Here is a 22,703-nt window from a genome sequence, read left to right on the forward strand (position 1 = left end):
AGTGGCGGAGTTGCGCAGCAACCAGTGGTACGGCGGGGACGACCGGAACTCCTACATTCATCGGGCCTGGATGCGCCGCGGCACCCCGGGCACGTCGTTCATGGGCAAGCCGCAGATCGCCATCGCCAACACCGCGTCCGATCTGACTCCGTGCAACGCGCATCTCAACGAGGTCGCCGACAGCGTCAAGCAGGGCGTGTGGGCCGCGGGTGGCGTGCCCCTGAACCTGCCCGTTGTCTCGCTCGGTGAGACGAACGTCCGGCCGACCGCGATGCTCTGGCGCAACATGGCCGCGATGGCCATCGAGGAGATGCTACGGGCCAACCCGATCGACGGCGTGGTGCTGCTCGGCGGCTGCGACAAGACGATCCCGTCGCTGCTGATGGCGGCCGCCTCGGTCGACCTGCCCGCGGTGGTGGTGCCGGGCGGGCCGATGCTCACCGGCACGTTCCGGGGCACGCCGCTGGGTTGCGGCACCGACGTGTGGCGGCTGTCCGAGGAGGTGCGCGCGGGGACGCTGTCGGAGGCCGCGTTCCTGGAGTCCGAGTCGTCGATGATCCGCAGCCGGGGGCACTGCAACACGATGGGTACGGCCAGCACGATGGGCCTGCTGGCCGAGGCTCTGGGTACGACGATCCCGGGCACCGCCGGCACCCCGGCCCCGGACAGCCGGCTGCTGGCCCGCTCGCACGACACCGGCCGGTTGATCGTCGACATGGTCAACGCCGACCGCCGCCCCAGCCAGGTGATCACCGCGGCGTCGTTCCACAACGCGATCGTGGCACTGGCGGCGATCGGCGGGTCGACCAATGCGGTGGTGCACCTGCTGGCCATTGCCGGGCGGTTGGGCGTACCCCTCACGCTCGACGATTTCGATCGCATCGCCGCCGAGGTGCCGTTCCTGGTCGACCTGCAGCCCTCCGGCCGCTTCCTGATGGAGGACCTGTTCCGTGCGGGCGGGCTGGCGGCCGTGCTCAAGCAGGTCGAAGATCTGCTCGACCCGTCGGCGATCACGGTCACCGGCGAGCCGTTCGTGGAGTCGCTGGGCGAGGCGCAGATCTGGGACAAAGAGGTGATCCGTACGCGCGACGCCCCGCTGCTGCCCAGCGGCGGCATCGCGCGGCTCCGCGGCAACCTGGCCCCCGACGGCGCGATCATCAAGCCGGCCGCCGCCTCTCCGCATCTGCTCCAGCACCGGGGCAAGGCGCTGGTCTTCGACTCGATCGAGGACTTCCACGCCCGCGTGGACGATCCGGAACTCGACGTCGACGAGAACACCGTGCTGGTCCTGCGGGGCTGCGGGCCGCGCGGCTACCCGGGCATGCCCGAGGTGTCGAACATGCCGCTGCCGGCGAAGCTGCTGCAGAAGGGCGTCCGCGACATGGTCCGGATCTGCGACGGCCGGATGAGCGGCACCGCCTACGGCACGGTGGTGCTGCACGTGGCCCCCGAGGGCGCGTCCGGCGGCCCGCTGGCCAAGGTGCGGACCGGCGACTGGATCACGCTCGACGTGCCGGCCCGGCGCATCGACGTCGACCTGCCCGAGGGCGAACTGGAGGCCCGCGAGCCCGCGCCGGCGATGCTCGAGGCGCTGGCCCGCCCGGCCCGGGGCTGGGAGAAGCTCTACGTCGACACGGTGACCGGCGCGGACACCGGCGCCGACTGCTCGTTCCTGCTCGGCGGCAGCGGCGACAAGGTCACCCGCGAGTCTCACTGAGCCGTATCGCGTTGGTCAGGGCCGCCATCCGGCCGTCCGGGTGGCGGACCTCGACCAGCGCGTACGCGTCGGTGCGGTGGAGCTCGACCCGGGCGCCGGGTACGCCGCGGACGTCGACGGTCAGCTCGGGTTCGCCATCACCCGGCGGCAGGGTGTCACCGATCTGGGCCACGTGATCGCCCCGGCGGGCCTCGAAGGTCAGCTCGGTGGAGGCGGAGTCGGTGATCCAGCTGCGGCCGGCCGCGAGCCCGTCCAGGATCGCGCCGGGAGTGCACCGGTCGGCGCGGACCACGGTGTGTGCCACTCCGATCTGCCCGGCCCGGTGGATGTCGCTGTCTCCGACGGCCGGCCGGGTCAGCGGGTCGAGCAGCCAGCCGGCCAGCGCCGCCTCGTTGTCGGCCTGCCACGGCACGTCCGAGCGCCACGCCCCGTTCCACACCTCGACCAGGTCGAAGCCGTCCGGTGGAAGGGTGAACGTCCCGCCCGGGTAGGGGGCGTGCGGGTGTGCCACCACGCGCAGCCGTCCCTCGATGTCAAGCCAGTGCCCGTCCGGCGTGATGTTCTCGCGCCCCCGCAGGACCGGGAACCCGGTCGCGGCCCAGTCGGCGAAGTTCTCGTCGGTGCCGTGCTCGGTGGCGGCCAGGAAGTCCAGCCCGAACTCCCGGGCCGCGGCCACCACCTGCGCCGGCGTCAGCTCGCCGCCGCTCGATCGCGCCGAATGGGTGTGACAGTCGCCCCGGAACCACGCCATCGAGCCAGATTAGTCAATGATGGGTGGATGCTTTCCTACCGCTCCGAGGGTTCCATTCTCAGCCTGTGGTCGAAGGGCTCGATCCTGTCGATCGGCTCGACCGGTTCGATCGCGTCCATCGGCTCGGTCGGTTCCGTCGCCTCGATCGCCTCGATCGGCTCCTTCGTGGCGGTCGGCTCGATCCTCTCGGCCGTCTCGGTCGGTTCGGTCATGGCCTGGCGCGCCCGCCGCCGCGTCCTCGCCGCCGGCTCAGACCACTAGAACCAGGCGGCCGCGCAGGTGGCCCTGCTCGCCGCGGCGGTGGGCCTCGGCGATGTCGGCGAGTGGGAAGGTCCGGTCGACCGGGAGCCAGAAGCGGCCGGCCGCGATCAGGTCGCCGATCTGGCCGATGGCGTGGACGGCGAGGCCGTCAGTGTGGCCGTTGCTGAAGTGCACGCCGTGCTTCTCGGCGCCGGCGAAGTCGGCCAGGGTGATCACGTTGGGCGCGCCGCCGGCCAGGTCGATGAGGTCGGGCAGGACGCCGTTGCCGGCCACGTCGAGGGCGACGTCGACTCCGCCGGGGGCCAGGTCGCGGACCCGGCCGGCCATGCCGTCGCCGTAGGTGACCGGCTCGGCGCCGAGCAGGCGCAGGTAGTGCTGGTTGGCGGGGCCGGCGGCGCCGATCACCCGGGCGCCGCGGGCGACCGCGAGCTGGACGGCCGTGCTGCCGATGCCGCCGGTAGCGCCGTTGACGAACAGCGAGCGTCCACTCTCGACTCCGAGCTGGTCGATGGCCCGGGTGGCCGTCTCGAGGGCGACCGGCAGGCCGGCCGCGTCGACGAAGCCGAGTTGCTCCGGGATGGGCGCGCGGACGGTGATCAGGGCCAGTTCGGCCGCGCCGGCGCCATCGTCGGAGACGCCGAACACGCGGTCGCCGACGCGGACGTCGGTCACCCCCTCGCCCAGCTCGTCGACGACGCCGGCGACGTCGCGGCCGGTGGTCTGCGGCAGCGGGTCGCCGAAGTCGATCTCGCCGCTGCGAATCTTCCACTCGGTCGCGTTGAGGCCGGCCGCGCGCACGACGATGCGGACCTGGCCGGGGCCGGGGTGCGGGTCGGGGAGGTCGACGATCTCCAGGACCTCGGGGCCGCCGAAGCGGCTGAACCGCGCTGCTCGCATTCCTGGACCGTACCCCTTCTTTAGGGTGTACTCCAAGTATGGGACTTCGGGATCTCAAGAAGGCGCGCACCCGGCAACTCATCGCCGAGACCGCGGCCCGGCTGTTCGCCGAGCGGGGGTACGAGCAGGTGACCGTGGGCGAGATCGCACGGGCGGCCGAGGTGGCCGAGCAGACCCTCTACAACTACTTCCCGTCCAAGGAGCAGCTGGTCACCGATCGGGAAGAGGAGGTTCAGCAGCGCCTGGTCGAGCTGGTCCGGGCCCGGCCGGCCGGCACCAGCCCGGCCGCCGCCATCCGCGACTTCGTGCTCGAGTCGGTGTCCGGCATCGGGGACATGCCGCCGGAACTCGCCGCCGGCACGATCGGCCACCTGGCGACGATCAGCCCGGCGGTCCACCGGATCGTCCTCGAACTGACCGACCGGCAGGCCACCGCGCTGGCCGAGGCGATCGGCGCGACCAGCCCCGTGCCGCCCGAGATCGCCCGGCTGCGAGGGGCCGCGCTGGCCGGCGTCTTCCACTTCGTCATCGGCGAGTCGGGCCGGCTGATCCGCGCGGGGCGGACGGGCCCCGAGATCGCCGGCACGCTGCGGCCGAAGGTGGAGAACATCCTCGCCGAACTCGACCGGTGGCCGGCCGACTAGGCTCTTCGCGTGGCGAGGTATTTCGACGTGCATCCGGTCAATCCGCAGGCCAGGGCGATCGGGCAGGTGGTCGGCGTCATCCGGGACGGCGGCGTGGTGGCGTACCCGACGGATTCGTGTTTCGCGCTCGGTGTGCGGATGGGTGACAAGGACGGGCTGGACCGGATCCGCGAGATCCGCCACCTCGACGAGCGGCACCATTTCACGCTGATGTGCCGGGACTTCGCGCAGCTGGGGCAGTTCGTGACGATCAACAACGCGCTGTTCCGGTCGATCAAGGCGGCCACCCCGGGCCCGTACACCTTCATCCTGCCCGCCACCCGCGAGGTCCCGCGGCGGCTGCTGCACCCCAAGAAGAAGACAGTGGGGGTACGCATCCCCGACCACGTCGTGGCCCAGGCCATCTTGGCCGAGCTGGGCGAGCCGCTGGTGTCGAGCACCCTGCTGCTGCCCGGCGAGGACGAGCCGATGACCCAGGGCTGGGAGATCAAAGAGGCCCTCGACCACCAGGTCGACGCCGTGGTCGACTCGGGGGAGTGCGGCACCGAGCCGACCACCGTGATCGACTTCTCGGATGGCGAGGCAGAGGTTCTGCGCGCCGGCGCCGGCGACACGACCCGTTTCGCGTGAAAAGCTAGGGTCGGCTCATGGCGACATTCACCACCGGCGACGGGGTCGATCTGCACTACACCGATGACGGTGACGGGCCGCCGGTGCTGTTGCTGGCCGGCTTCTGCGGCCCCGCCGAGAGCTGGGAGTTCCAGCGCCGGGCCCTGATCGACGCCGGTCACCGGGTGATCGCCCTGGACCGGCGGTCGCACGGCCGGTCGGCCGACCCACCGCTGCGGGCGCTGCTGCGCGACCACGCGGCACAGGACTGGCGCGACGTGGTGGCACGACTGTCCGTGCCGTCGCTGTTCCTCGCCCCGCGCGACTCGCAACTGTGGCCGGCCGGACACGCGGCCTGGGCCGCCTCCGTCAACGAGCGGGCAGGTGTGGTGACCCTGGACGGCTGCGGTCACGCCATGGCCGTCGACCAGCCCGAGGCGGTCAGCGCCGCGATCGTGGAGTTCCTGCGATGAGTCTGGTCCCGGGCATCGACGAGATCACCGACCCCGACGTGCTGGCGAGCCTGTCGCATGACGAGGCCGAGTGGGCGCCGGTGGGGCGGGCGGTCGCCGCAGTCCGTCCCCGCTCGACCGACGAGGTCGCCGCGATCGTGGCCGAGTGCGCCCGGCAGGGGCTGGCCGTCGTGCCGCGAGGCGCCGGGACCGGGCTGTCCGGCGGTGCCAACGCGGTCGACGACTGCGTGATTCTCGACCTGTCGAAGATGAACACGATCCTGGAGATCGACCCCGGCAACATGCTGTGCGTCGTGCAGGCCGGCGTGGTCAACAACGATCTCAAGGCCGCGGTGGCCGAGCACGGCCTCTGGTATCCACCCGACCCGGCCAGCGCGCCGTGGTCCACGATCGGCGGGAACGTCGCCACCAACGCGGGCGGCATGTGCTGCCTCAAGTACGGCGTGACCCGCGATTACGTGCTCGGCCTGACGGCCGTCGCGGGCGGCCCAGCCGGGGACTACGGCACCGTGGTCCGGCTCGGCCGCCGCACCACCAAGGGCGTCGCCGGGTACGACCTGACCAGCCTGTTCGTCGGCTCGGAGGGGACGTTCGGCGTGGTCACCGAGGTGACGCTGCGCCTGCGCCCGGCTCGCACGGAGCCGACCCGCACGGCCGTCGGCGCGTTCGGCAGCCTGGTGGCGGCCGGTGAGGCGGTGGCCGAGTGCACCCGCCGCGGCCTGCTCCCGGCCGCGCTGGAACTGATGGACAAGGCCACCCTGACCGCGGTCGAGGAGTGGAAGCACCTGGGCCTGTCGGCCGACGCCGAGGCGCTGCTGCTGGCCGAGATCGACACCCCGGGTGCGGCCGGGGAGGCCGAGGCGATGGCCATGGCCGACGCGTTCACCGCCGCGGGGGCGTTGTGGGCGGAGTCGTCGACCGACGAGTTCGAGGCCGAGCAGCTGCTGGCGGCGCGGCGGCTGGCGTACCCGGCGCTGGAGCGGCTGGGGTCGGTGTTGTCCGAGGATGTGTGCGTGCCCCGCTCGGCGATCCCGGGGATGCTGGCGACGATCGAGGCGATCGGAGCCCGGCACGGCGTGACGATCGCCACCATCGCCCACGCCGGCGACGGCAACCTGCATCCGCTGATCATCACGCCGACCGGTGACGACGTCGCGCGCGGGGCCGCTCAGCAGGCTTTCGAGGAGATCCTGGCCGAGGCCATCGCCGCAGGTGGGACGGTCACCGGGGAGCACGGCGTGGGCCTGTTGAAGCGTGGCGGCATGCGCCGGGAGCTGTCGCCCGAGGTGCTGGCCATGCAGTCGGCGGTGAAGCAGACGCTCGACCCGCGGAACCTGTTCAATCCCGGCAAAGTGGTCGGCCTGCCCTGATCTTGCTTGTTGCCAGGTCTGTGCAACAGCCAGTTCTTCCAAATATGCTGCGGGCATGGACCGTTCCGTGGCGATGCACATCGCGAACGGCATCGTGGACGCGCGGATCTCCGCCGCATTCGCGATCGTCTCCCTGGTCGCGCTCGGTTTCTGCGTGATGCGCGGCCGGCTCGACCTCGACGACCGGCTGGCCCCGATGGCCGGCCTGGTCGCCGCCTTCATCTTCGCCGTGCAGATGCTCAACTTCCAGGTCCTGCCGGGCGTCTCCGGGCACCTGCTCGGCGGTGCGCTCGCGGCCATGCTGGTCGGCCCGTGGGTCGGCGCGCTGTGCGTGTCGACCGTGCTGATCGTGCAGTGCCTGCTGTTCGCCGACGGCGGCCTGACCGCGCTGGGCCTGAACATCTTCAACATGGCCCTGCTCGGCACCGCGGCCGGCTATCTGGTGGCCGTCGCCGTGCTCCGGCTGATCCCGCGGGTCTGGGTCGCGACCTTCGTGGCCTCGGTTCTCAGCGTCGTGATCGCGTCGCAGGGCTTCGTTCTGGAATACGCGCTGGGCGGCACCACCGACCTCGACCTCAGCACCGTCTCGGCCACCATGGCCGGCGTGCACGTCCTCATCGGCATCGGCGAGGGCCTGATCGCCGCCACCACCGTCGCCACGGTGGCCAAGGTCCGGCCCGATCTGGTGTACGCCCTGCGCCGCGCCCGCAAGCCCCAGCCCGTGGAGGCTCAACTATGACCAAGAAGCTCGGCTGGTTCCTGGCCGGTGGACTGCTCGTGGCGCTGCTCCTGGCCGGCGTGGTCAGCAACTTCGCCTCCGGCAGCCCCGACGGCCTGGACGCCACCGCCCGGCAGGGCTGCACGTTCGACGCCCAGGGCGAGATCACCGGCGGCACGTGCATGGCCCAGCGGGAGCAACGGCACCAGCTGAACGGCAGTCCGCTGGCCGACTACGGCATGAAGGGCCTGGACGGCCCGCTCGGCACCGGCCTGTCCGGCGTCCTCGGCGTGCTCCTCACGTTCGGGCTCGGCGGGGGAGTGTTCTGGCTGGTCCGGCGGCGCAAGCCGGTCGCGCACTGAGATGGGCGCCGGACACGCGCATCCCCTGCACCTCGAACACGACAGCCCCCTGCACCGGCTGCCGCCCGAGGTGAAGATCGCCGCCACCCTGCTGTTCACCATCGTCGTGGTGGTGACGCCGCGCGAGCACTTCCGGGCGTTCGCCGGTTACGCCGCGCTCATCGTGATCGTGGCGGCGGTCGCCCGGGTCCGGCCCGGCTGGCTGGCCCGGCGGGCCAGCATCGAGCTGCCGTTCGTACTCCTCGCCCTGTGGCTCCCGTTCGCCGGGCACGGGGAGCGGATCATCTGGCTGGGCCTGTCGCTGTCGGTGGACGGGCTCTACGGCGCCTGGAACATCCTGGCCAAGGGGACGCTGGGCGTACTCGCGTCGCTGCTGCTCGCCGCGACCACCTCGATGCGCGACCTGATCATCGGCCTGGACCGGCTGCGGGTGCCGTCGGTCTTCACCCAGATCGCCACGTTCATGCTGCGCTACCTGGACATCCTGGCCGAGGACGCGCGGCGGATGCGGATCGCGCGGCTGTCCCGCGGCTACAACCAGCGGTTCCTGTGGCAGGTCAAGGCGTTCGCGGTCGGTGTCGGCGCGCTGTTCCTGCGGTCGTTCGAGCGGGGTGAGCGGGTCTATCTGGCGATGCGGTCGCGTGGTTACACCGGCCGGCTGCCCCTGCTGTCGCACCGGCGGGCGTCGGTCGCGCAGTGGGCGGCGTCGGCGACGCTTCCGCTGGCGGCGGCCGGGCTGGCGGTGCTGACGTGACGGCCGCGCTCGAGGTTCATGGCCTGCATTACGCCTACCCGGACGGGACGGCCGCGCTGCGCGGCGTCGACCTGACCGTCCCGGAGGGCGAACGGGTGGCGCTGCTCGGCCCCAACGGAGCCGGCAAGACCACGCTGGTGCTGCACCTCAACGGCATCCTGCACGGCGGCGCGGGCCGGGTGACGGTGGCCGGGGCCGACGTCGACCCGCGGGACCGTACCCGCATCACCGAGATCCGCCGCCGCGTCGGCATCGTCTTCCAGGACCCCGACGATCAGCTGTTCATGCCGTCGGTGGCCGAGGACGTGGCGTTCGGCCCGGCCAACCTCGGCCTGCGCGGCGCCGAGCTGGACGCCCGGGTGGACGAGGCGCTGGCCGCCGTCGGCATGAGCGCGCACCGCGACCAGGTCCCGCAGCACCTGTCGTTCGGCCAGCGCCGCCGGGTGGCCGTGGCTACGGTGCTGGCCATGCGACCGTCGCTGCTGGTCCTGGACGAGCCGTCGTCCAATCTGGACCCGGCCAGCCGCCGCGAACTGGCCGAGATCGTCCGATCCCTGCCCGTGACCGTCCTGATGGTGACCCACGACCTGCCGTACGCGCTGGAACTCTGCTCCCGCGCCCTGATCCTGGACAACGGCCGTGTCGAGGCCGACGGCCCGACCCGGGACGTCCTCACCGACGCGAACCTGCTCGCCGCGCATCGCCTCGAACTTCCCTTCGGTTTCAATCCGTTGGCCGTCGCGGGCGGATAGTTCAACCGAACTTTGTGAACCTCCACACGTGTGTCGGCGGGAAGTTTGACACGGAAAGTATCGCTAGCGTCGATGGGGTTTGGACATTCCACGACGAGGCGAGGCAGACGTGAAGATCGGTATTGGACTTCCGAATCAGGTGCGGGAGATGAACCCGGCGGTCATCCCGGGCTGGGCCAAGCGGGCCGAGGAGGCCGGCTTCAGCACGCTCGGCACGGTCGGGCGGCTGGCGTACCCCGGTCTCAACGACACCGTGGCGCTCGCCGCCGCGGCCGGTGCGACCAGTCGCATCGGGCTCTTGACCAACGTCCTGCTCGCTACGGTCTGGCCGCCGGTGCTGCTGGCCAAGGAGGCGGCCGGGATCGACGCGGTCTCCGGCGGCCGGCTCACCCTCGGCCTCGGCATCGGCGCGCGGCCGGACGACTTCGTCGCCGAGGGCTACCCGGCCAAGGGGCTGGGCAAGCGGATCGACGCCGACCTCGAGGTCTACCACCGCGTGTGGAAGGGCGAGCCGGTCGGCGGCGGCGACAACGCGGCCGTGCCCACCGGCACCCGGGCGGTCCCGCTGTTGTTCGGTGGCATGGCCCCGGCCTCGTTCGCCCGGCTGGCCAAGTGGGGCCAGGGCTGGGTGGCGCCGAGCGTGCCGGTCGCGATGGCCGCGCAGGGCTTCGAGGCCGCCCGCGGCGCGTGGAAGGCCGCCGGCCGGGAGGGCGACCCGCGGATGGTCGGGATCGCCTACGTCGCGCTCGGCGACCCGGAGAAGGGCAAGGCCAACGTGTACGACTACTACAGCATCTCCCCGCAGTTCCTGGACATCGTGATGAGCTCGGTCTCGACGTCGGCCGATCAGCTCCGCGAGACGGTCAAGGCGTTCGCCGCGCTGGGGATCGACGAGCTCATCCTCAACCCGACGACCGACGACCCCGACGAGGTCGAGCGCTTCGCCGAGGTCGTCCTCTCCTAGCTGTACAGCCTGCTGGCCGCGGCCCGGTCCATTCAGGACCGGGCCGTGAGCTTTCCCTGGTCGACGCCGGCGAAGAACACCCGGCCGCCCATGGCCATGGCCGGTTGGAACTCGCTCATCAGCCGCATCCGGATCGGTGAGTCGGCGAAGCGCGGCTCGAGCTGGAACTCCGCCGCCAGCGACCACCAGGTCACCGGTGTCACCCCGGCCTGGATCATGCGCTGGACGGCCATGTCATGCGCCTCCTCGCTGGTGCTCGCGCTGGCGTCGACGACGACGCTCACCTCGTACCCCTCGCGTAGCGCGCCCAGCACCGTCTGCAGGACGCAGCCGTCGGTGGCGATGCCGCCGACGATCAGCCGGCGCCGGCCGGTGGCCTTGACCGCGGCGGCGAAGTCCGGGTCGAGGAACGAGTTGAAGGCGGTCGTCCGCTCGATCACCGGCTCGTCGCCGATCGCGGCCATCAGCTCCGGATAGAGCGGGCCGGAGGGCTTCGACGCCTCGCCGTTGGTCACCACCAGCGGAGCGCCGTAGAGCTTGGCCGTCGTGGCCAGGCCGACCGCGTTGGTGATGTGCTCGCGCAGGTCGTGCGAGCGGAGCAGGTTGGCGAATCCGATCGCGTAGTCGACCAGGACGACGGCCGCGTTGTCGGGGGATAGGGGTTCGAGGTTCATGACGGGTCCCTTCAGGCGTTGCGGAGTGCGGGTGCGATCTCGGTGCCCAGCAGATGCAGCGACTCGTCGACCAGCTCGGCCGGCAGCCCGCCCCAGTCGGCCAGCAACTGAACGCGGTCGAAGCCGACGCTCTTGTGCAGCCGGAGCAGCTTCTCGGTGACCGGACCGGCCGGGCCGACCATGAGGTGCCGGTCGGGCCGGAGCCCCTCGGCGAAGTCCTCGGGCGAGACCCGGATGCCGGCCGCGCCGGGCCGCTTCGGCCGCAGGAAGTCGCGGTAGTACGGATAGGAGCCGGCGGCGGTGTCGCCGGCCAGGTAGTGGGCCGCCACCCCGAGCCGCAGGCGATCGGCGTGACCGGCCCGTTCGCCGGTCGCGCGGTAGAGGTCGGCGAGCTGCCGCAGGTAGTCCGGTGTGCCGCCGATGTAGCCGAGGACCAGCGGCAGCCCGGCGGTGGCCGCCCGGATGACACTGCCCGGGCTGCCGCCGGCGCCGATCCACACCGGCAACGGCTGTTGCACGGCCCGGGGCGTCACGTGCGCGGGCACCAGGCTCGGCCGGTGCCGGCCGGACCAGCGTTCCGGGTCGCCGTCGCGGAGCCGCAGCAGCAACTCCAGCCGCTCGGCGAACGCCTCGTCGTAGCCGGCGATGTCCACCCCGAACAGCTCGAACGGGTCGGGATAGGCGCTGCGCCCGGCGGCGATCTCGGCCCGGCCGCCGCTGATCAGGTCGAGCGTCGCGAAGTCCTGATAGACCCGCACCGGGTCGTGCACGCTCAGCACGGTGACGCCGCTGGTCAGCCGGATCCTGTTGGTGCGCGCGGCCACCGCCGACAGCACCGGCACCGGTGACGAGACCAGGAAGTCGGCGCTGTGGTGCTCGCCGACCCCGAACACGTCCAGGCCGAGCTCGTCGGCGCGTACGCCGAGCTCGACGATCTGCCGCATCCGGGCCTCGGGCGACGCGCCCGACGGCAGGTCGGTCAGAGTCGACACGCCGATCTCCATGACGGCCTCCATGACATAACTGGAAGTGCTCTTCCGGTTTAACGTAGCATAACTGGAAGCCCCCTTCCAAATGTCTCGGAGCTGTGTCACGGTGACGGCATGAAAATCGTCAGCTACGGACCGCCCCGCGCCGAGCGGCCCGGAATACTCGTACCCGGGCAGGGAATCGCCCCGCTCGACCCGCTGCTGCGCTCGCTCGGTCTGACCAGCCTGGACACCAACAGCGTGCTGGCCCTGTTGGACCACCTGCAGCCGGTGATCGAGACGACGCTGACCGGCGGCGGAGTCGCGTGGCTGGACGAGACGACCACCCGCCTCGGGCCGCCGGTGCCGTTCCCCGACAAGATCCTGGTCGCCGGCGGCAACTACCAGTCCCATGTGGACGAGGCGATGGGTCGCGAGAACGCGCCGTCGCCGTCCGAGCCGATCATCATCTTCAAGCCGTCGAACACCGTGATCGGCCCCTACGACACCCTGGTACGGCCGGCGCAGAGCGATCAGCTCGACTACGAGACCGAGATCGGCGTGGTGATCGGGCGGGGCGGCCGGCGCATCCCGGCCGAACGGGCCTACGACCACGTGGCCGGCTACCTCATCGCCAACGACGTCACAGCCCGCGACCTGGCCTTCAAGGACATCCACATCAGTCCCGCCTTCGCCCAGATGACCCGGGCCAAGGGAATACCGACCGGCGCGCCCCTCGGACCGTGGCTGGCCACCCGGGACGAAATCCCCGACCCGCACCGGCTCCGGCTGCGCTGCTGGGTCAACGGCGAACTCCGCCAGGATGGCGCCAGCGACGAGATGATCGTCGACATCCCGCACCTGATCGAGGACTTCAGCCAGATCCTCGAACTCTCACCCGGCGACGTCATCATGACCGGGACCACGACCGGCTGCGGCGCCTTCCAGAAGCCGGAGCCGATCTGGCTGACCGCCGGCGACGTGGTCCGGATGGAGATCACCGGGCTGGGCCGGATGGAGACCACCGTCGCCGACGAGGCCTGAGCGTCAGTTGACCCCGGCCATCAGCCGCTTCAACGGCCGGGTCAGCGCGACCATGACCAGGCCGGCGACGATGGCGATCGCGCCCAGAATGCCGAAGTACGGAACCTCGTGGTCCTCGCTGTAGTAGTTGGCCAGCGTGCCCGACATCGCCGTGCCCAGCGCCACCGACAGGAAGAACAGCGCCACCATCTGGGTCCGGAACGCCTCCGGCGCCAGCTTCGTGGCCAGCGACAGCCCGACCGGCGACAGCAGCAGCTCGGCCACCGTGAAGACGAACAGGATTCCGGCCAGGCCGAGCAGCGGCGCCGAGTTCGGCCCACCGCCGGCCAGCGGCAGGAAGAGCAGGAAAGCGACGCCCATCAGCGCGGTGCCCAGGCCGAACTTGATCGGAGTCGACGGCTGCCGCGAGCCCAGGCGCGTCCACAGCACGGTGAACACGCCGGACAGGATGATGATGAACACCGGGTTGATCGACTGCACCCAGGACACCGGCATCTCCCAGCCGAACAGGTTCCGGTCCAGCCGCTGGTCCGAATACACCGTGACGACCGTGAACTGCTGCTGGTAGAGGCTCCAGAAGACGGCGCTGACCAGGAACATCGGGATGAACGCGAGGACCCGGCGCCGCTCGGTGGCGTCGATCCGGTGGCTGGACAGGATCACCGCGAAGTAGGCGACCGCGGCCAGAATGCTCAGCACCACGACGATCGTCGACAGCCGGGCCGCCGGGATCAGGCCGGTGAACGCCAGCGCCGCCACCACGACGACCACGGCCACGGCGAACGCGATCACCAGGGGGCGTCGCTCGCGGGGGAGCGGGTTGGCCACCTCGTTGGTCAGACCCTTGCGGCCGTACGCGTACTGCGCGAGCCCCAGCGCCATGCCCACGGCGGCCAGGCCGAAGCCCCAATGGAAGCCCGCCTCCTTCTGCAGCAGCCCGGTCAGCAGCGGACCGACCAGCGCACCGAGGTTGATGCCGAGGTAGAACAGCGAGAACCCGGCGTCGCGGCGCTCGTCACCGGCCGTGTAGAGCGAGCCGACCAGCGCGGTGGCGGTCGCCTTGACCCCGCCCGAGCCGAGCGCGATGCAGATCAGGCCGAACGCGACACCGGCGACACCCGGGACGACGGCCAGGCCGATGTGCCCGATCATGACCAGGACGGCCGCGCCGAACAGCACCCGCTCCGGCCCGAAGAGCCGGTCGGCGATCCACGCCCCGACCACCGTGGCCAGATAGACACTGCCGCCGTACGCCCCGACGATGCTGGTCGCCGTGCCCTGGTCGATCCCGAGCCCGCCCTGCGCGGCCGTGTAGTACAGATAGATCAGCAGAATCCCCTGCATGCCGTAGAACGAGAACCGTTCCCACAGCTCGACGCCGAACAGATGAGCGAGCGCGCGGGGTTGCCCGAAGAACGCGCGGTCCCGGGCATCAACATCCGTCACTGTCATGCGGTGGCCGTACCCCGAACCGCCGTGATCTAGGCACGCCCCCGCCGACACACGTGGCGTCCGGCGATCAGTGGGGGAAGCCGCGCGGCACCGGCCCCGGCGATCAGCACCGTGCGACACCGGCCGAGCGGTCCTAGCCCACGCTGGGCGGCGCGGCCGGGCCGGTGGCCGCAACGGGTTCTCGCCAGCGGGCGCGGGCGACAGTGGCCAGGACTCCGAGGGGGACGCAGGCGACCGCGAGGGCCGCGTAGACGAGGTCGAAACGGCCCGCGTCGGCCGGGCCGGCGAGCAGCGCGGCCGACACCGAGCTGCCCGCGAACAGGGAACCAGCGAACAACGACACCACGATCGCCCGGGCCGACGGCAGCACCTGGGTCGCCCACGTCTGCAGCGACGAGTGCATCGAGGACCAGCCGACGCCGAGCAGGACCGCGGCGACGGCGGCCGGCCCCGGCGTACGCGAAACCGCCGCGACCGCGCAGGCCAGCGCGCACGCGGTGGCGCCGCCGGCGATCAGCTGCCACACCGGGCGGGTCCGGGACAGCCGGCCGGCCACCCGCGCGAACCCGAACACCGCCACCCCATAGACGGCCGTGACCAGCCCGGCCAGCGTCGGCCCGGCGCCGGCCCGCTCGGCCGCGGCGGGCAGCAGGGTGAGCGCGCCGAGCAGGATTCCGCCCTCGACCAGGGCGATGAGCAGGACCATCAGGGTGTACGGGGACCGCGCCACCCGCCCCGCGGGGGCCAGGATCGGCTCGTCGGCGCGCTCCACGGCGGGTTCGGGCAGCCGCCGCAGCAGAACCACCAGCACCAGCGCGCAGCCGGCCGAGATCAGGAACACCAGCCGCCAGCTGACCGCCTGGGCCAGGGCGCCGGCGGCACCGGAGGCCAGAGCGGTGCCCGCCGCGACGCCGGTCATCAGGGCGGCGATCTCCGGCTGCCGGCGTTCGGCCGGAACCGTGTCGCCCACGTAGATCAGGCTGGCCGGGATCGCGGCGGCGAAACAGGCGCCGGCCACGGCCCGGGCCACACCGAGCTGGACCGTGTCGGCCACGCCGGCCGAGGCGGCGGTGGCGATCGCGGCCAGCAGCAGTGACAGGCGCAGCGTGCGGACCCGGCCCAGACGGTCCGAGACGACGCCCCAGACCGGTTGCATCAGGCCGTACGCGAGAAAGTAGAACCCGGCCACGTGCACCATGGCCGACAGCGGCTGATGCAGCGCCGCCGCCATCACCAGCAGCATCGGCGGCATCGCGAACCGGTCGAGTGTGCTGACGAACGTGGTCACCTGGAGCAGCCGCGCGCCCGGCGCTCTCTCGATCACCACGCCATCATGCCCCGGCCGTACGGGGGCGGCTCGGCGCGGACCGGCCTAGGGTGGGACGGACGACCCGTACTAGGGGGATTAGCTGTGGAAACTGACCTGTTCATCGGCGGCAAGTGGGTGTCCTCGGAAGCCCGGTTCGACGTCCTCGACCCCGCCACCGGCGACGTGCTCGCCTCCGTGGCCGACGGCAGCGTGGCCGACGCCGGTGCCGCGGTCGACGCCGCCGCGGCCGCCCTGCACGCCTGGTCCAAGACCCCGCCGCGGGAGCGGTCCGAGATCCTCCGCCGCGCCTTCGAGCTGATGACCGACCGGGCCGACGAGCTGGCCAAGCTGGTCAGCCTGGAGAACGGCAAGGCCCTGGTGGACGCCAAGGGCGAGGTGACGTACGCGGCCGAGTTCTTCCGCTGGTACGCCGAGGAGGCGGTCCGGGCCGAGGGGCAGGTGACCATCGCGCCGTCCGGGGCCAACCGCATCGTGGTCGTCCGGCAGCCGGTCGGCGTGTGCGTGCTCGTGACGCCGTGGAACTTCCCGGCCGCGATGGCCACCCGCAAGATCGGGCCGGCGCTGGCCGCCGGGTGCACGGTCATCCTCAAGCCGGCCAGCGACACCCCGCTGACCGCGCTGGCCATGGCCGCGATCCTGGCCGAGGCCGGGGTGCCCGAGGGGGTGGTCAACGTGCTGCCGTCGCGGAGCTCCGGCCAGGTGGTCTCGGCCATGCTCAAGGATCCGCGCGTACGCAAGGTGTCTTTCACCGGCAGCACCGAGGTCGGCCGCATCCTGCTCGCCCAGGCCGCGGAGAACGTGGTGAACACGTCGATGGAGCTCGGCGGGAACGCCCCGTTCGTGGTCTTCGCCGACGCCGACCTGTCCGCCGCCCTGGACGGCGCCATGATCGCGAAGATGCGCAACGGCGGGGAGGCGTGCACGGCGGCCAACCGCTTCTACGTCGAGTCGTCCATCGCCTCCGAGTTCTCGGCGGGTCTGGCGGCACGGATGGCCGCTCTTCGGGTCGGGCCCGGAACCGACCCCTCCACGCAGGTGGGACCGCTGGTCAACGAGGACACCGTCGACAAGGTCGACAAACTGGTCACCGCTGCGGTCTCCGGCGGTGCCTCCGTCGTCACCGGCGGCTCGCGACCGGACGGGCCCGGGTTCTACTACCCGCCGACCGTGCTGACCGGGGTCGCACCGGACGCGCCGATCCTGCGCGAGGAGATCTTCGGGCCGGTCGCGCCGATCGTCACCTTCGAGAGCGAGGAGGAGGCGGTCCGGCTGGCCAACGACACCGAGTTCGGGCTGGTCGCGTACGTCTACACCGGCGACCTGGCCCGTGGTCTGCGGGTGAGCGAAGCCCTCGAGGCCGGCATGGTCGGTCTCAACCGGGGCCTGGTCAGCGACCCGGCGGCGCCGTTCGGCGGGGTGAAGCAGAGCGGCATCGGGCGCGAGGGCGGCCACGAGGGCATGCTCGAATACCTCGAGTCGAAGTACATCGCCGTCACCTGGTAGCAACCTCGTCCTGTTAGATCTTGTCCTTGTGAGCGCATATCTCGACGCACCGGCCCCGCTGGCGTTCGCCCACCGGGGCGGGGCGGCGGCCGGGGACGAGAACACGGCGGAGGCCTTCGGACGCGCGGTCGCGCTCGGCTACCGGTACGTGGAGACCGACGTCCACGCCACCGCCGACGGCGTGCCGGTGATCTTCCACGACGCCACCCTGGCCCGGGTCACCGGTTCCCGGGGCACGGTGGCGTCGATGACCTGGGCCGACCTGGCCACCGTCCGGGTCGGCGGCGCGGGCGCGGTGCCCCGCCTCGACGAGGTGCTCGCCGCCTGGCCCGGCGTCCGCTTCAACATCGATCTGAAGTCCACCGGCGTCGTCGCGCCGGCGGTCGAGGTCGTCAAACGCTGCGCCGCCGCCGATCGGGTGCTGCTGGCCTCGTTCAGCGACGCCCGGCTGGCCGCCGCCCGAGCCCTGGCCGGACCGTCCGTGGCCACGTCGATGGGGCAGCGCGCGGTGGTCCGTCTCCGGCTCGGTTCGCTGTCGCGTCCCGGCCGCACGTCGCGTCCGCGCGGCTGGCCCGAGTCGGTGGTGGCGGCCCAGGTGCCGGTGCGTTCCGGCCCGGTCCGGGTGGTCGACGCGGCCTTCCTCACCCACGCCCACCGGCTCGGGCTGCAGGTGCACGTCTGGACCGTCGACGACCCGGCCGAGATCGGCCGGCTGCTCGACCTCGGCGTGGACGGCATCATGACCGACAACCTCGAGGCGCTGCGGTCGGTGTACGTGAGCCGGGGGCTCTGGGGTTGAGGTTGAGGCGCGTCCCGTGACCCGCCGGGGCCGCCGCCAGCCACACTCGGGACCTCGCCGCACTCCTGGCCGGGTCATGAAGCGCGCCGTAACGCTGTTTTTCCGGTACGTGAACCCGGGCCGTGCCGCGGCCTAAGATGATCCGGTTCAGGCGGGCCGGACAGTGGGGGTTCAGATGTACGAACGGCGGGTGGTGGCCGGCCTCGCGATGGCGGATTGGGGACCGGTCACCGGATCGCCGGTGGTCCTCGCGCTGCACGGGCTGACCAGCACATCGGAGGTGTGGAGCGCGATGGCCGGCGCACTGCCGGCGATGCGCGTCGTCGCTCCCGACCTGCCCGGGCGGGGCGGGTCGACCGACGTGCCGACCGGCCCCGGTCTGCCCGGTCACGCCCAGGCGGTGCTGCGGCTGGCCGACGAGCTGCAACTGCACGACGTGATAGTGGTCGGGCACTCGATGGGCGCGTTCCTGGCGCCGCTGGTGGCGGCCAAACTCGGCGACCGCGCCCGCAGCGTGATCATGCTCGACGGGGGCGTCGCGCCCGCACGAGCCTTCCTGCTCCGCCGGCCGATCGTCCGCCTCGTCTTCGGCGCCGCCACCCGCCGCCTCGGCCGCAAGTGGTCCAGCGTGGAGAAATACGCCCGGGCGACCGAGGGGAAGGCCGTCGCCAACCGTCCCGACCTGCACCAGACGATGCTGGCGTGGAGCGCGTACATGCTGGCCGGCCCGCCCGGCGCGCTACGCCCCCGGATCAGCCGGGACCGCCTCGTCGACGACGCCGCCGACTCGCTGTCCGGCCCGGCGACCCTGGGCGCGCTGGCCCGGACCACGCAGCCCGCGCACCTGATCGCGGCGACCCGCGGCGCGGACGACAACGCGGCGCCCTTCCTGACCGACGCCGCGCTGGAGGCCGGTCGCGCCCAGCTGCCGCGCCTCACCATCGAACGCGCCGACGCCAACCACCTCACCCTGCTCTTCGACCCGAGCGTCCCCGCCGCCGTCGCCCGAGCCTCCTGACCGGTGGTGGCCCTGGGCGGGGTCCGGGTCCCCGATCCCGCTCCCGCCTACCACCGGCTCTTGATGTGGTAGACCCGCGCCGGTACCGCTCCCGGCTACCACTGGCTTCCGATGTGGTGGACCCGGGCGGTGTCCGGCGCGCATACCGCCCGGGTCCACCACTGGCCTTTGGTGTGGTAGGGCTGACGCTGGCCTCGGGGTGAGCTGGGTAACCATCGCGTGCGGCGGCCCGGCGGGCGGCCGTAGCGTAAGGACCCGTGAGCCTTTCCCCCGATACGCGATCACGGTCGGTCGGGGTGGGGCTCGTCCTCGCCAGCGGCCTGTCGGTGCACTCCGGCGCCGCCGTGGCGACCACCCTCTTCGCGCAGGCGGGCATCGGTGCGGTCGTCGCGCTCCGGCTCACCGTCGCCGCGATCCTGCTGCTGGCCTGGTGCCGCCCGGCCGTCCGCGGACGCAGCCGCGGCGACTGGGCGGTCATCGGCGCGTTCGGCCTGGCCCTGGCCGCGATGAACACGGTCTTCTACGAGGCGATCGAACGCATCCCGCTCGGCCCGGCGGTCACCATCGAGGTGCTCGGCCCGCTGACCCTGTCCGTGGTGGCGGCGCGGCGCCGCTCGGCCTGGCTGTGGGCCGGCCTGGCCCTGGCCGGCGTCGCCCTGCTCGGCCGCGGCGGCTTCGACCGGCTGAACTGGGTCGGCGTGCTCCTCGTCCTCGCGGCCGGCGTGTTCTGGGCGTCGTACATCGTGCTGTCCTCGAGGGCCGGCGCCCGCTTCCCCAAGGCCGACGGGCTCGCCCTGGCGATGGGCGTCGCGGCGGCGCTGTCGCTGCCGCTCGGGATCGCCGGCGCCGGTCCCGGGCTGTGGTCGCCGCGGGTGATCGCGCTCGGCTCGGCCGTCGCGGTGTTGTCGTCGGTCCTGCCGTACTCGCTGGAGCTCATCGCCCTGCGCCGGCTGCCGACCGCGACGTTCGCCGTGCTGATGAGCCTGGGGCCGGCGATCGCCGCGTGTGCCGGCTGGGTGATCCTGGGCCAGGCGCTCAGCTGGACCGAAGCGGCGGCGATCCTGCTCGTGGTCGCGGCCAGCATCGGCGCGATCCGCTCGGCCCCGGCCCGCAAGGCCTCCACCCCCGCCCCGGGTGCCGTCGCGTCGACCTCTTCCGCACCCGTTCCCGATCACGGTGCCGCGCGGTCTTCCGCGCCTGACCGCGGTGCCGTCTTGTCTTCCGCGCCGGACCGCGGTCGCGCCGCGTCCTCTGCTCCCGCTTCCGATTCCGTCCGGGCCTCGTCTCTCCGTTCCGGGGCGCCAGCGCCACCCGAGGTTCCGTCGCCCGCCTCGACCTGAGGCGGCATCTCGGGGGCGGGGGCCGGTGAGGTCAGGACGCGAAGAGGGCTACGGCGGCGGTGACCGTTACTGCCCAGGCCGCCACGAGCAGCAGGGGCCGGCGGGGCACGGTCGCCGGCGGGGGCGGCGGCAGGTGGGCGGTGGCGAAGGCCTGCCAGCGTGCGTCGCGCAGGGCGGCCACGAGCTGGTCGCGGGTGCGCTGCGAGGAGGTACGCGGCCACGGCGGCGGCACCGGCACGGTCAGCACCGAGTCGCCGACGGCCAGGGTGACCGCCCCCTCGTCGTCGTGGACCGCCGCGGTGTCGACCGTCCACGGCTCCGAGACGGTGCCCCGGAATCCGATCGACGTGACACCGCCCAGGTTCCAGAGCAGCCGCATCCGGACCTGCGACCGCCACCCGAACTCGACCGCCACCAGCGACGCGACCGCCACCACGCCAACCGCGAGCCAGTCGCCGGCGTGCCCGGCCAGGTGCATGACCTCCGCCGCCCCGAACGCCGCCCCCAGCCCGATCGCCGCCACCGTGCACCAGGCCCGGGCGGGGGAGACGCGGTGCTCGTGCACGGCGTCCGGCGGGGCCAGGTGGTCGTCGGCGCGCAGGGCGTCCGGGTCGACCAGTTGCTCCTCGTCGTCGGAGATCTCCCGGGGCAGGCCGTGGTCGGCGTCGTACGGTACGACGGTCACGCCCCCGACCGGCTCGACCGGCACGTGCAGCCGCCCCTCGGCCACCACCGCGCACCACTCGCCGGGCGCCGGATCGCCGTAGAGCAGCGCCGGAACCGTACGCGGATCGCCCGACTCGTCGTCGGTGGACCAGTCGTCGGCGGTGTTGATGCCGAACTCGACGGCGCTGCGCCCGTCCGCCGCCGGTACCAGCACGTGCAGGTAGCCGAGCTGGTCGACGACCCGCGCCCGGCGCAGCGGCTGCACCGACCCGAAGAACCGCCGCAACTCCCGCCGCCGCCCCCGCGCCCGTGCGACCAGCGCCACCCCGATCCCCCCGGCGAGCAGCGCCGCGCCGATCCACACCGGCTGCGCGACGATCTGCCACCACACGACCAGCGCGACCGCGACGGCGACGAGAACGACTCCGGCGGCACCGGCGGCTCTCGCGATCACCGGCCAGGAGACCGGGAAGGGTGGCTGCGAGAAGCGTCCGGCGGGCGGCCGGTGGCCGGACGCCAACTCGTCAGGCTCTTCGTCCGCCGCGATCGGCGAGCCGGCCGAGGAGATGAGGTCCGCGGACAGGCCCGGGATGGGCGCGGCGGCGTAACCGGCGGCTGGGTCAATGGTCGGCGCGGCGTCGACATCCGCGGCGGAGTCCAGGCCGGGGGGCGAGCCGAGGGTGGTCGCGGGGAGGGGGACGTCGACCAGCACCTCGTGCGGGGCGTCGGCGAAGAGGGCCGCCTCCTCGTGGTGCGGCAGCTCGAGCGGCGGCAACCGGACCGGCATCACGACGGCGGCCGCACGCCGGGCCACGAGCACGGTCAGCAGGGCGTACGCGAACGGCAGAAACTCGCGCCACCCGTACCCGGGCCCCAGCAGCACCCACCCGAACGCGCACACCACCGCGGCCAGCCCCGCCGCCTCCCGATGGATGTAGATCATCACCGCCGGCGCCGCCAGCAACCCGAGCGCCGCCCACCGTGCCCCGGTTCCCGCCACCGCCCCGGGCGCCGTGACCGCGTCGAGCCCCGCCCCACCCGACTCGGCCACCACGATGAGCACGATCGCCACCGCACACGCGGGCACAAGGTGATCAGGCCGGAAGGCAGCCGGGAGGAACCGGGTCATACCGCCAATTGTCGCCTCCGCGTCCCCGGCTCAGGGCCGATTCGCGCGGTTCAGGGCGAACGGCAGCCGTCTCCAGCATCCTGTGGCCGAATCCGATCGACCGGGCGGAAGACCACAAGGTCAAGGTCAGATCCGGGGGGTACGCGCGGAGCCGCCCACCCGGCGCGGGAAAGAGCGAGCGGCGACCCGCCCGCACCCTAATCGCCGGTCAATCGCCGGTCGCTCGCCTGTTGCCGCCGCCTCCGGTGGACCAGAGTGGACACCACGCCGGGATGGAACCGCAGGTGGCACCGCAACGGGGGCCGCGCGGGGGTACGGGGACGATTCCGGCGCGAGTGCGGCGGCCCTGCCCTCCGGGGCCGCCGCTCATGATCTCGCCGGCGGTGGACGGGCGGCCGGTCAGTGGGCTCGGTGAGTCCGCTCCGGCTCCACCGCCGGTGACAAACCCGCCACCGAGCGCCCGGCGAAGCGACAAGTGCCCGGCGAAGCGACAAGCGATAAGCGACGG

Annotated in this window: 22 protein-coding genes and 1 pseudogene; 16 read left to right on the top strand and 7 right to left on the bottom strand. The window is 72.5% G+C overall.

Annotated elements, in window-relative coordinates:
* The first annotated feature begins 1 nt into the window (after position 1).
* Entirely contained in the window at positions 2-1,717 is a 1,716-nt protein-coding gene (locus ACGFIO_RS04570; RefSeq protein ID WP_392821934.1) for an IlvD/Edd family dehydratase, read from the top strand.
* Here the strand turns inward: ACGFIO_RS04570 and ACGFIO_RS04575 are convergent.
* Positions 1,698-2,468 carry a PHP-associated domain-containing protein gene (locus tag ACGFIO_RS04575; RefSeq protein WP_392821935.1) on the bottom strand — a complete coding sequence of 257 codons (771 nt, stop codon included), beginning with the start codon at positions 2,466-2,468 and terminating at the stop codon, positions 1,698-1,700. The genes ACGFIO_RS04570 and ACGFIO_RS04575 overlap by 20 nt on opposite strands.
* A 27-nt stretch (positions 2,469-2,495) precedes the next feature.
* On the opposite strand from ACGFIO_RS04575, the pseudogene ACGFIO_RS04580 reads away from it, so the two are divergent.
* Positions 2,496-2,711, top strand: a pseudogene (locus ACGFIO_RS04580) (hypothetical protein); the annotation flags it as partial.
* Between the two features lie 6 nt (positions 2,712-2,717).
* On the opposite strand, the gene ACGFIO_RS04585 reads toward ACGFIO_RS04580, so the two are convergent.
* Positions 2,718-3,626, bottom strand: a complete 909-nt coding sequence (locus ACGFIO_RS04585) for an NADP-dependent oxidoreductase (protein ID WP_392821938.1) — start codon at positions 3,624-3,626, stop codon at positions 2,718-2,720.
* A 38-nt stretch (positions 3,627-3,664) separates the two neighbouring features.
* Between ACGFIO_RS04585 and ACGFIO_RS04590 the strand changes: the two genes are divergently transcribed.
* The 9 genes from ACGFIO_RS04590 to ACGFIO_RS04630 all read left to right on the top strand — a co-directional run bounded on the left by ACGFIO_RS04590 (position 3,665) and on the right by ACGFIO_RS04630 (position 10,272).
* Positions 3,665-4,270: a TetR/AcrR family transcriptional regulator gene (locus tag ACGFIO_RS04590; protein ID WP_392821940.1), complete on the top strand. Its 606-nt coding sequence runs from the start codon at positions 3,665-3,667 to the stop codon at positions 4,268-4,270.
* Positions 4,271-4,279: 9 nt separating this feature from the next.
* Entirely contained in the window at positions 4,280-4,900 is a 621-nt protein-coding gene (locus ACGFIO_RS04595; protein WP_392821943.1) for an L-threonylcarbamoyladenylate synthase, read from the top strand.
* Positions 4,901-4,917: 17 nt separating this feature from the next.
* Entirely contained in the window at positions 4,918-5,352 is a 435-nt protein-coding gene (locus tag ACGFIO_RS04600; protein ID WP_392821945.1) for an alpha/beta fold hydrolase, read from the top strand.
* On the top strand, positions 5,349-6,722 hold the full coding sequence (locus ACGFIO_RS04605) for an FAD-binding oxidoreductase (protein ID WP_392821949.1): 1,374 nt from the start codon (positions 5,349-5,351) through the stop codon (positions 6,720-6,722). The genes ACGFIO_RS04600 and ACGFIO_RS04605 overlap by 4 nt, the downstream gene beginning before the upstream one ends.
* A gap of 55 nt (positions 6,723-6,777) precedes the next feature.
* Entirely contained in the window at positions 6,778-7,461 is a 684-nt protein-coding gene (locus ACGFIO_RS04610; protein ID WP_392821951.1) for an energy-coupling factor ABC transporter permease, read from the top strand.
* Complete coding sequence (locus ACGFIO_RS04615; RefSeq protein WP_392821953.1) at positions 7,458-7,802, top strand: PDGLE domain-containing protein; 345 nt, start codon at positions 7,458-7,460, stop codon at positions 7,800-7,802. Before ACGFIO_RS04610 ends, ACGFIO_RS04615 begins: the two co-directional genes overlap by 4 nt.
* A gap of 1 nt (position 7,803) precedes the next feature.
* Positions 7,804-8,556 (top strand): cobalt ECF transporter T component CbiQ, encoded by a 753-nt coding sequence (gene cbiQ, locus ACGFIO_RS04620; protein WP_392821956.1) that lies wholly within the window; start codon positions 7,804-7,806, stop codon positions 8,554-8,556.
* Positions 8,553-9,308, top strand: a complete 756-nt coding sequence (locus ACGFIO_RS04625; protein WP_392821958.1) for an energy-coupling factor ABC transporter ATP-binding protein — start codon at positions 8,553-8,555, stop codon at positions 9,306-9,308. Before cbiQ ends, ACGFIO_RS04625 begins: the two co-directional genes overlap by 4 nt.
* Positions 9,309-9,456: 148 nt before the next feature.
* A complete protein-coding gene (locus ACGFIO_RS04630; RefSeq protein ID WP_392821960.1) occupies positions 9,457-10,272 on the top strand; it encodes an LLM class flavin-dependent oxidoreductase in 816 nt (271 codons plus the stop codon).
* A 32-nt stretch (positions 10,273-10,304) separates the two neighbouring features.
* Here the strand turns inward: ACGFIO_RS04630 and ACGFIO_RS04635 are convergent, their stop codons facing one another.
* The gene (locus ACGFIO_RS04635) at positions 10,305-10,946 is read right to left on the bottom strand and encodes an isochorismatase family protein (RefSeq protein ID WP_392821962.1); all 642 of its coding nucleotides are present in this window, start codon (positions 10,944-10,946) and stop codon (positions 10,305-10,307) included.
* Positions 10,947-10,957: 11 nt separating this feature from the next.
* A complete protein-coding gene (locus ACGFIO_RS04640) occupies positions 10,958-11,962 on the bottom strand; it encodes an LLM class flavin-dependent oxidoreductase (RefSeq protein WP_392821964.1) in 1,005 nt (334 codons plus the stop codon).
* A gap of 87 nt (positions 11,963-12,049) precedes the next feature.
* On the opposite strand from ACGFIO_RS04640, the gene ACGFIO_RS04645 reads away from it, so the two are divergent.
* A complete protein-coding gene (locus tag ACGFIO_RS04645; protein ID WP_392821966.1) occupies positions 12,050-12,958 on the top strand; it encodes a fumarylacetoacetate hydrolase family protein in 909 nt (302 codons plus the stop codon).
* A 3-nt stretch (positions 12,959-12,961) separates the two neighbouring features.
* Here the strand turns inward: ACGFIO_RS04645 and ACGFIO_RS04650 are convergent, their stop codons facing one another.
* Positions 12,962-14,410, bottom strand: coding sequence for a peptide MFS transporter (locus ACGFIO_RS04650; RefSeq protein ID WP_392822000.1), 1,449 nt, complete (start codon positions 14,408-14,410; stop codon positions 12,962-12,964).
* Positions 14,411-14,543: 133 nt separating this feature from the next.
* Positions 14,544-15,734, bottom strand: coding sequence for an MFS transporter (locus ACGFIO_RS04655; protein WP_392822002.1), 1,191 nt, complete (start codon positions 15,732-15,734; stop codon positions 14,544-14,546).
* Between the two features lie 87 nt (positions 15,735-15,821).
* Here ACGFIO_RS04655 and ACGFIO_RS04660 point away from each other — a divergent pair, with 87 nt between their 5' ends.
* The 4 genes from ACGFIO_RS04660 (at position 15,822) to ACGFIO_RS04675 (ending at position 20,400) form a co-directional block, all read left to right on the top strand.
* The gene (locus tag ACGFIO_RS04660) at positions 15,822-17,243 is read left to right on the top strand and encodes an NAD-dependent succinate-semialdehyde dehydrogenase (protein WP_392822004.1); all 1,422 of its coding nucleotides are present in this window, start codon (positions 15,822-15,824) and stop codon (positions 17,241-17,243) included.
* A gap of 28 nt (positions 17,244-17,271) precedes the next feature.
* Positions 17,272-18,042: a glycerophosphodiester phosphodiesterase family protein gene (locus ACGFIO_RS04665; protein ID WP_392822007.1), complete on the top strand. Its 771-nt coding sequence runs from the start codon at positions 17,272-17,274 to the stop codon at positions 18,040-18,042.
* A 175-nt stretch (positions 18,043-18,217) separates the two neighbouring features.
* Positions 18,218-19,060 carry an alpha/beta fold hydrolase gene (locus ACGFIO_RS04670; RefSeq protein ID WP_392822009.1) on the top strand — a complete coding sequence of 281 codons (843 nt, stop codon included), beginning with the start codon at positions 18,218-18,220 and terminating at the stop codon, positions 19,058-19,060.
* 296 nt (positions 19,061-19,356) lie between these two features.
* Positions 19,357-20,400 carry a DMT family transporter gene (locus ACGFIO_RS04675; protein ID WP_392822012.1) on the top strand — a complete coding sequence of 348 codons (1,044 nt, stop codon included), beginning with the start codon at positions 19,357-19,359 and terminating at the stop codon, positions 20,398-20,400.
* A gap of 31 nt (positions 20,401-20,431) precedes the next feature.
* Here ACGFIO_RS04675 and ACGFIO_RS04680 read toward each other — a convergent pair whose 3' ends face one another.
* Positions 20,432-22,195, bottom strand: a complete 1,764-nt coding sequence (locus tag ACGFIO_RS04680; RefSeq protein WP_392822013.1) for a hypothetical protein — start codon at positions 22,193-22,195, stop codon at positions 20,432-20,434.
* Between the last annotated feature and the right edge of the window lie 508 nt (positions 22,196-22,703).

This window comes from Actinoplanes sp. NPDC049265 (genome assembly GCF_043197135.1).
In the GTDB taxonomy this organism is placed as follows: Bacteria; Actinomycetota; Actinomycetes; order Mycobacteriales; family Micromonosporaceae; genus Actinoplanes.

Excerpts from the sequence above, each read along its gene's own strand:
- ACGFIO_RS04575 (WP_392821935.1), bottom strand. The coding sequence starts at position 2,468 with ATGGCGTGGTTCCGGGGCGACTGTCACACCCATTCGGCGCGATCGAGC.
- ACGFIO_RS04585 (WP_392821938.1), bottom strand. The coding sequence starts at position 3,626 with ATGCGAGCAGCGCGGTTCAGCCGCTTCGGCGGCCCCGAGGTCCTGGAG.
- ACGFIO_RS04590 (WP_392821940.1), top strand. The coding sequence starts at position 3,665 with ATGGGACTTCGGGATCTCAAGAAGGCGCGCACCCGGCAACTCATCGCC.
- ACGFIO_RS04600 (WP_392821945.1), top strand. The coding sequence starts at position 4,918 with ATGGCGACATTCACCACCGGCGACGGGGTCGATCTGCACTACACCGAT.
- ACGFIO_RS04605 (WP_392821949.1), top strand. The coding sequence starts at position 5,349 with ATGAGTCTGGTCCCGGGCATCGACGAGATCACCGACCCCGACGTGCTG.
- ACGFIO_RS04610 (WP_392821951.1), top strand. The coding sequence starts at position 6,778 with ATGGACCGTTCCGTGGCGATGCACATCGCGAACGGCATCGTGGACGCG.
- ACGFIO_RS04615 (WP_392821953.1), top strand. The coding sequence starts at position 7,458 with ATGACCAAGAAGCTCGGCTGGTTCCTGGCCGGTGGACTGCTCGTGGCG.
- cbiQ (WP_392821956.1), top strand. The coding sequence starts at position 7,804 with ATGGGCGCCGGACACGCGCATCCCCTGCACCTCGAACACGACAGCCCC.
- ACGFIO_RS04630 (WP_392821960.1), top strand. The coding sequence starts at position 9,457 with ATGAACCCGGCGGTCATCCCGGGCTGGGCCAAGCGGGCCGAGGAGGCC.
- ACGFIO_RS04635 (WP_392821962.1), bottom strand. The coding sequence starts at position 10,946 with ATGAACCTCGAACCCCTATCCCCCGACAACGCGGCCGTCGTCCTGGTC.
- ACGFIO_RS04640 (WP_392821964.1), bottom strand. The coding sequence starts at position 11,962 with ATGGAGGCCGTCATGGAGATCGGCGTGTCGACTCTGACCGACCTGCCG.
- ACGFIO_RS04645 (WP_392821966.1), top strand. The coding sequence starts at position 12,050 with ATGAAAATCGTCAGCTACGGACCGCCCCGCGCCGAGCGGCCCGGAATA.
- ACGFIO_RS04650 (WP_392822000.1), bottom strand. The coding sequence starts at position 14,410 with ATGACAGTGACGGATGTTGATGCCCGGGACCGCGCGTTCTTCGGGCAA.
- ACGFIO_RS04670 (WP_392822009.1), top strand. The coding sequence starts at position 18,218 with ATGTACGAACGGCGGGTGGTGGCCGGCCTCGCGATGGCGGATTGGGGA.
- ACGFIO_RS04680 (WP_392822013.1), bottom strand. The coding sequence starts at position 22,195 with ATGACCCGGTTCCTCCCGGCTGCCTTCCGGCCTGATCACCTTGTGCCC.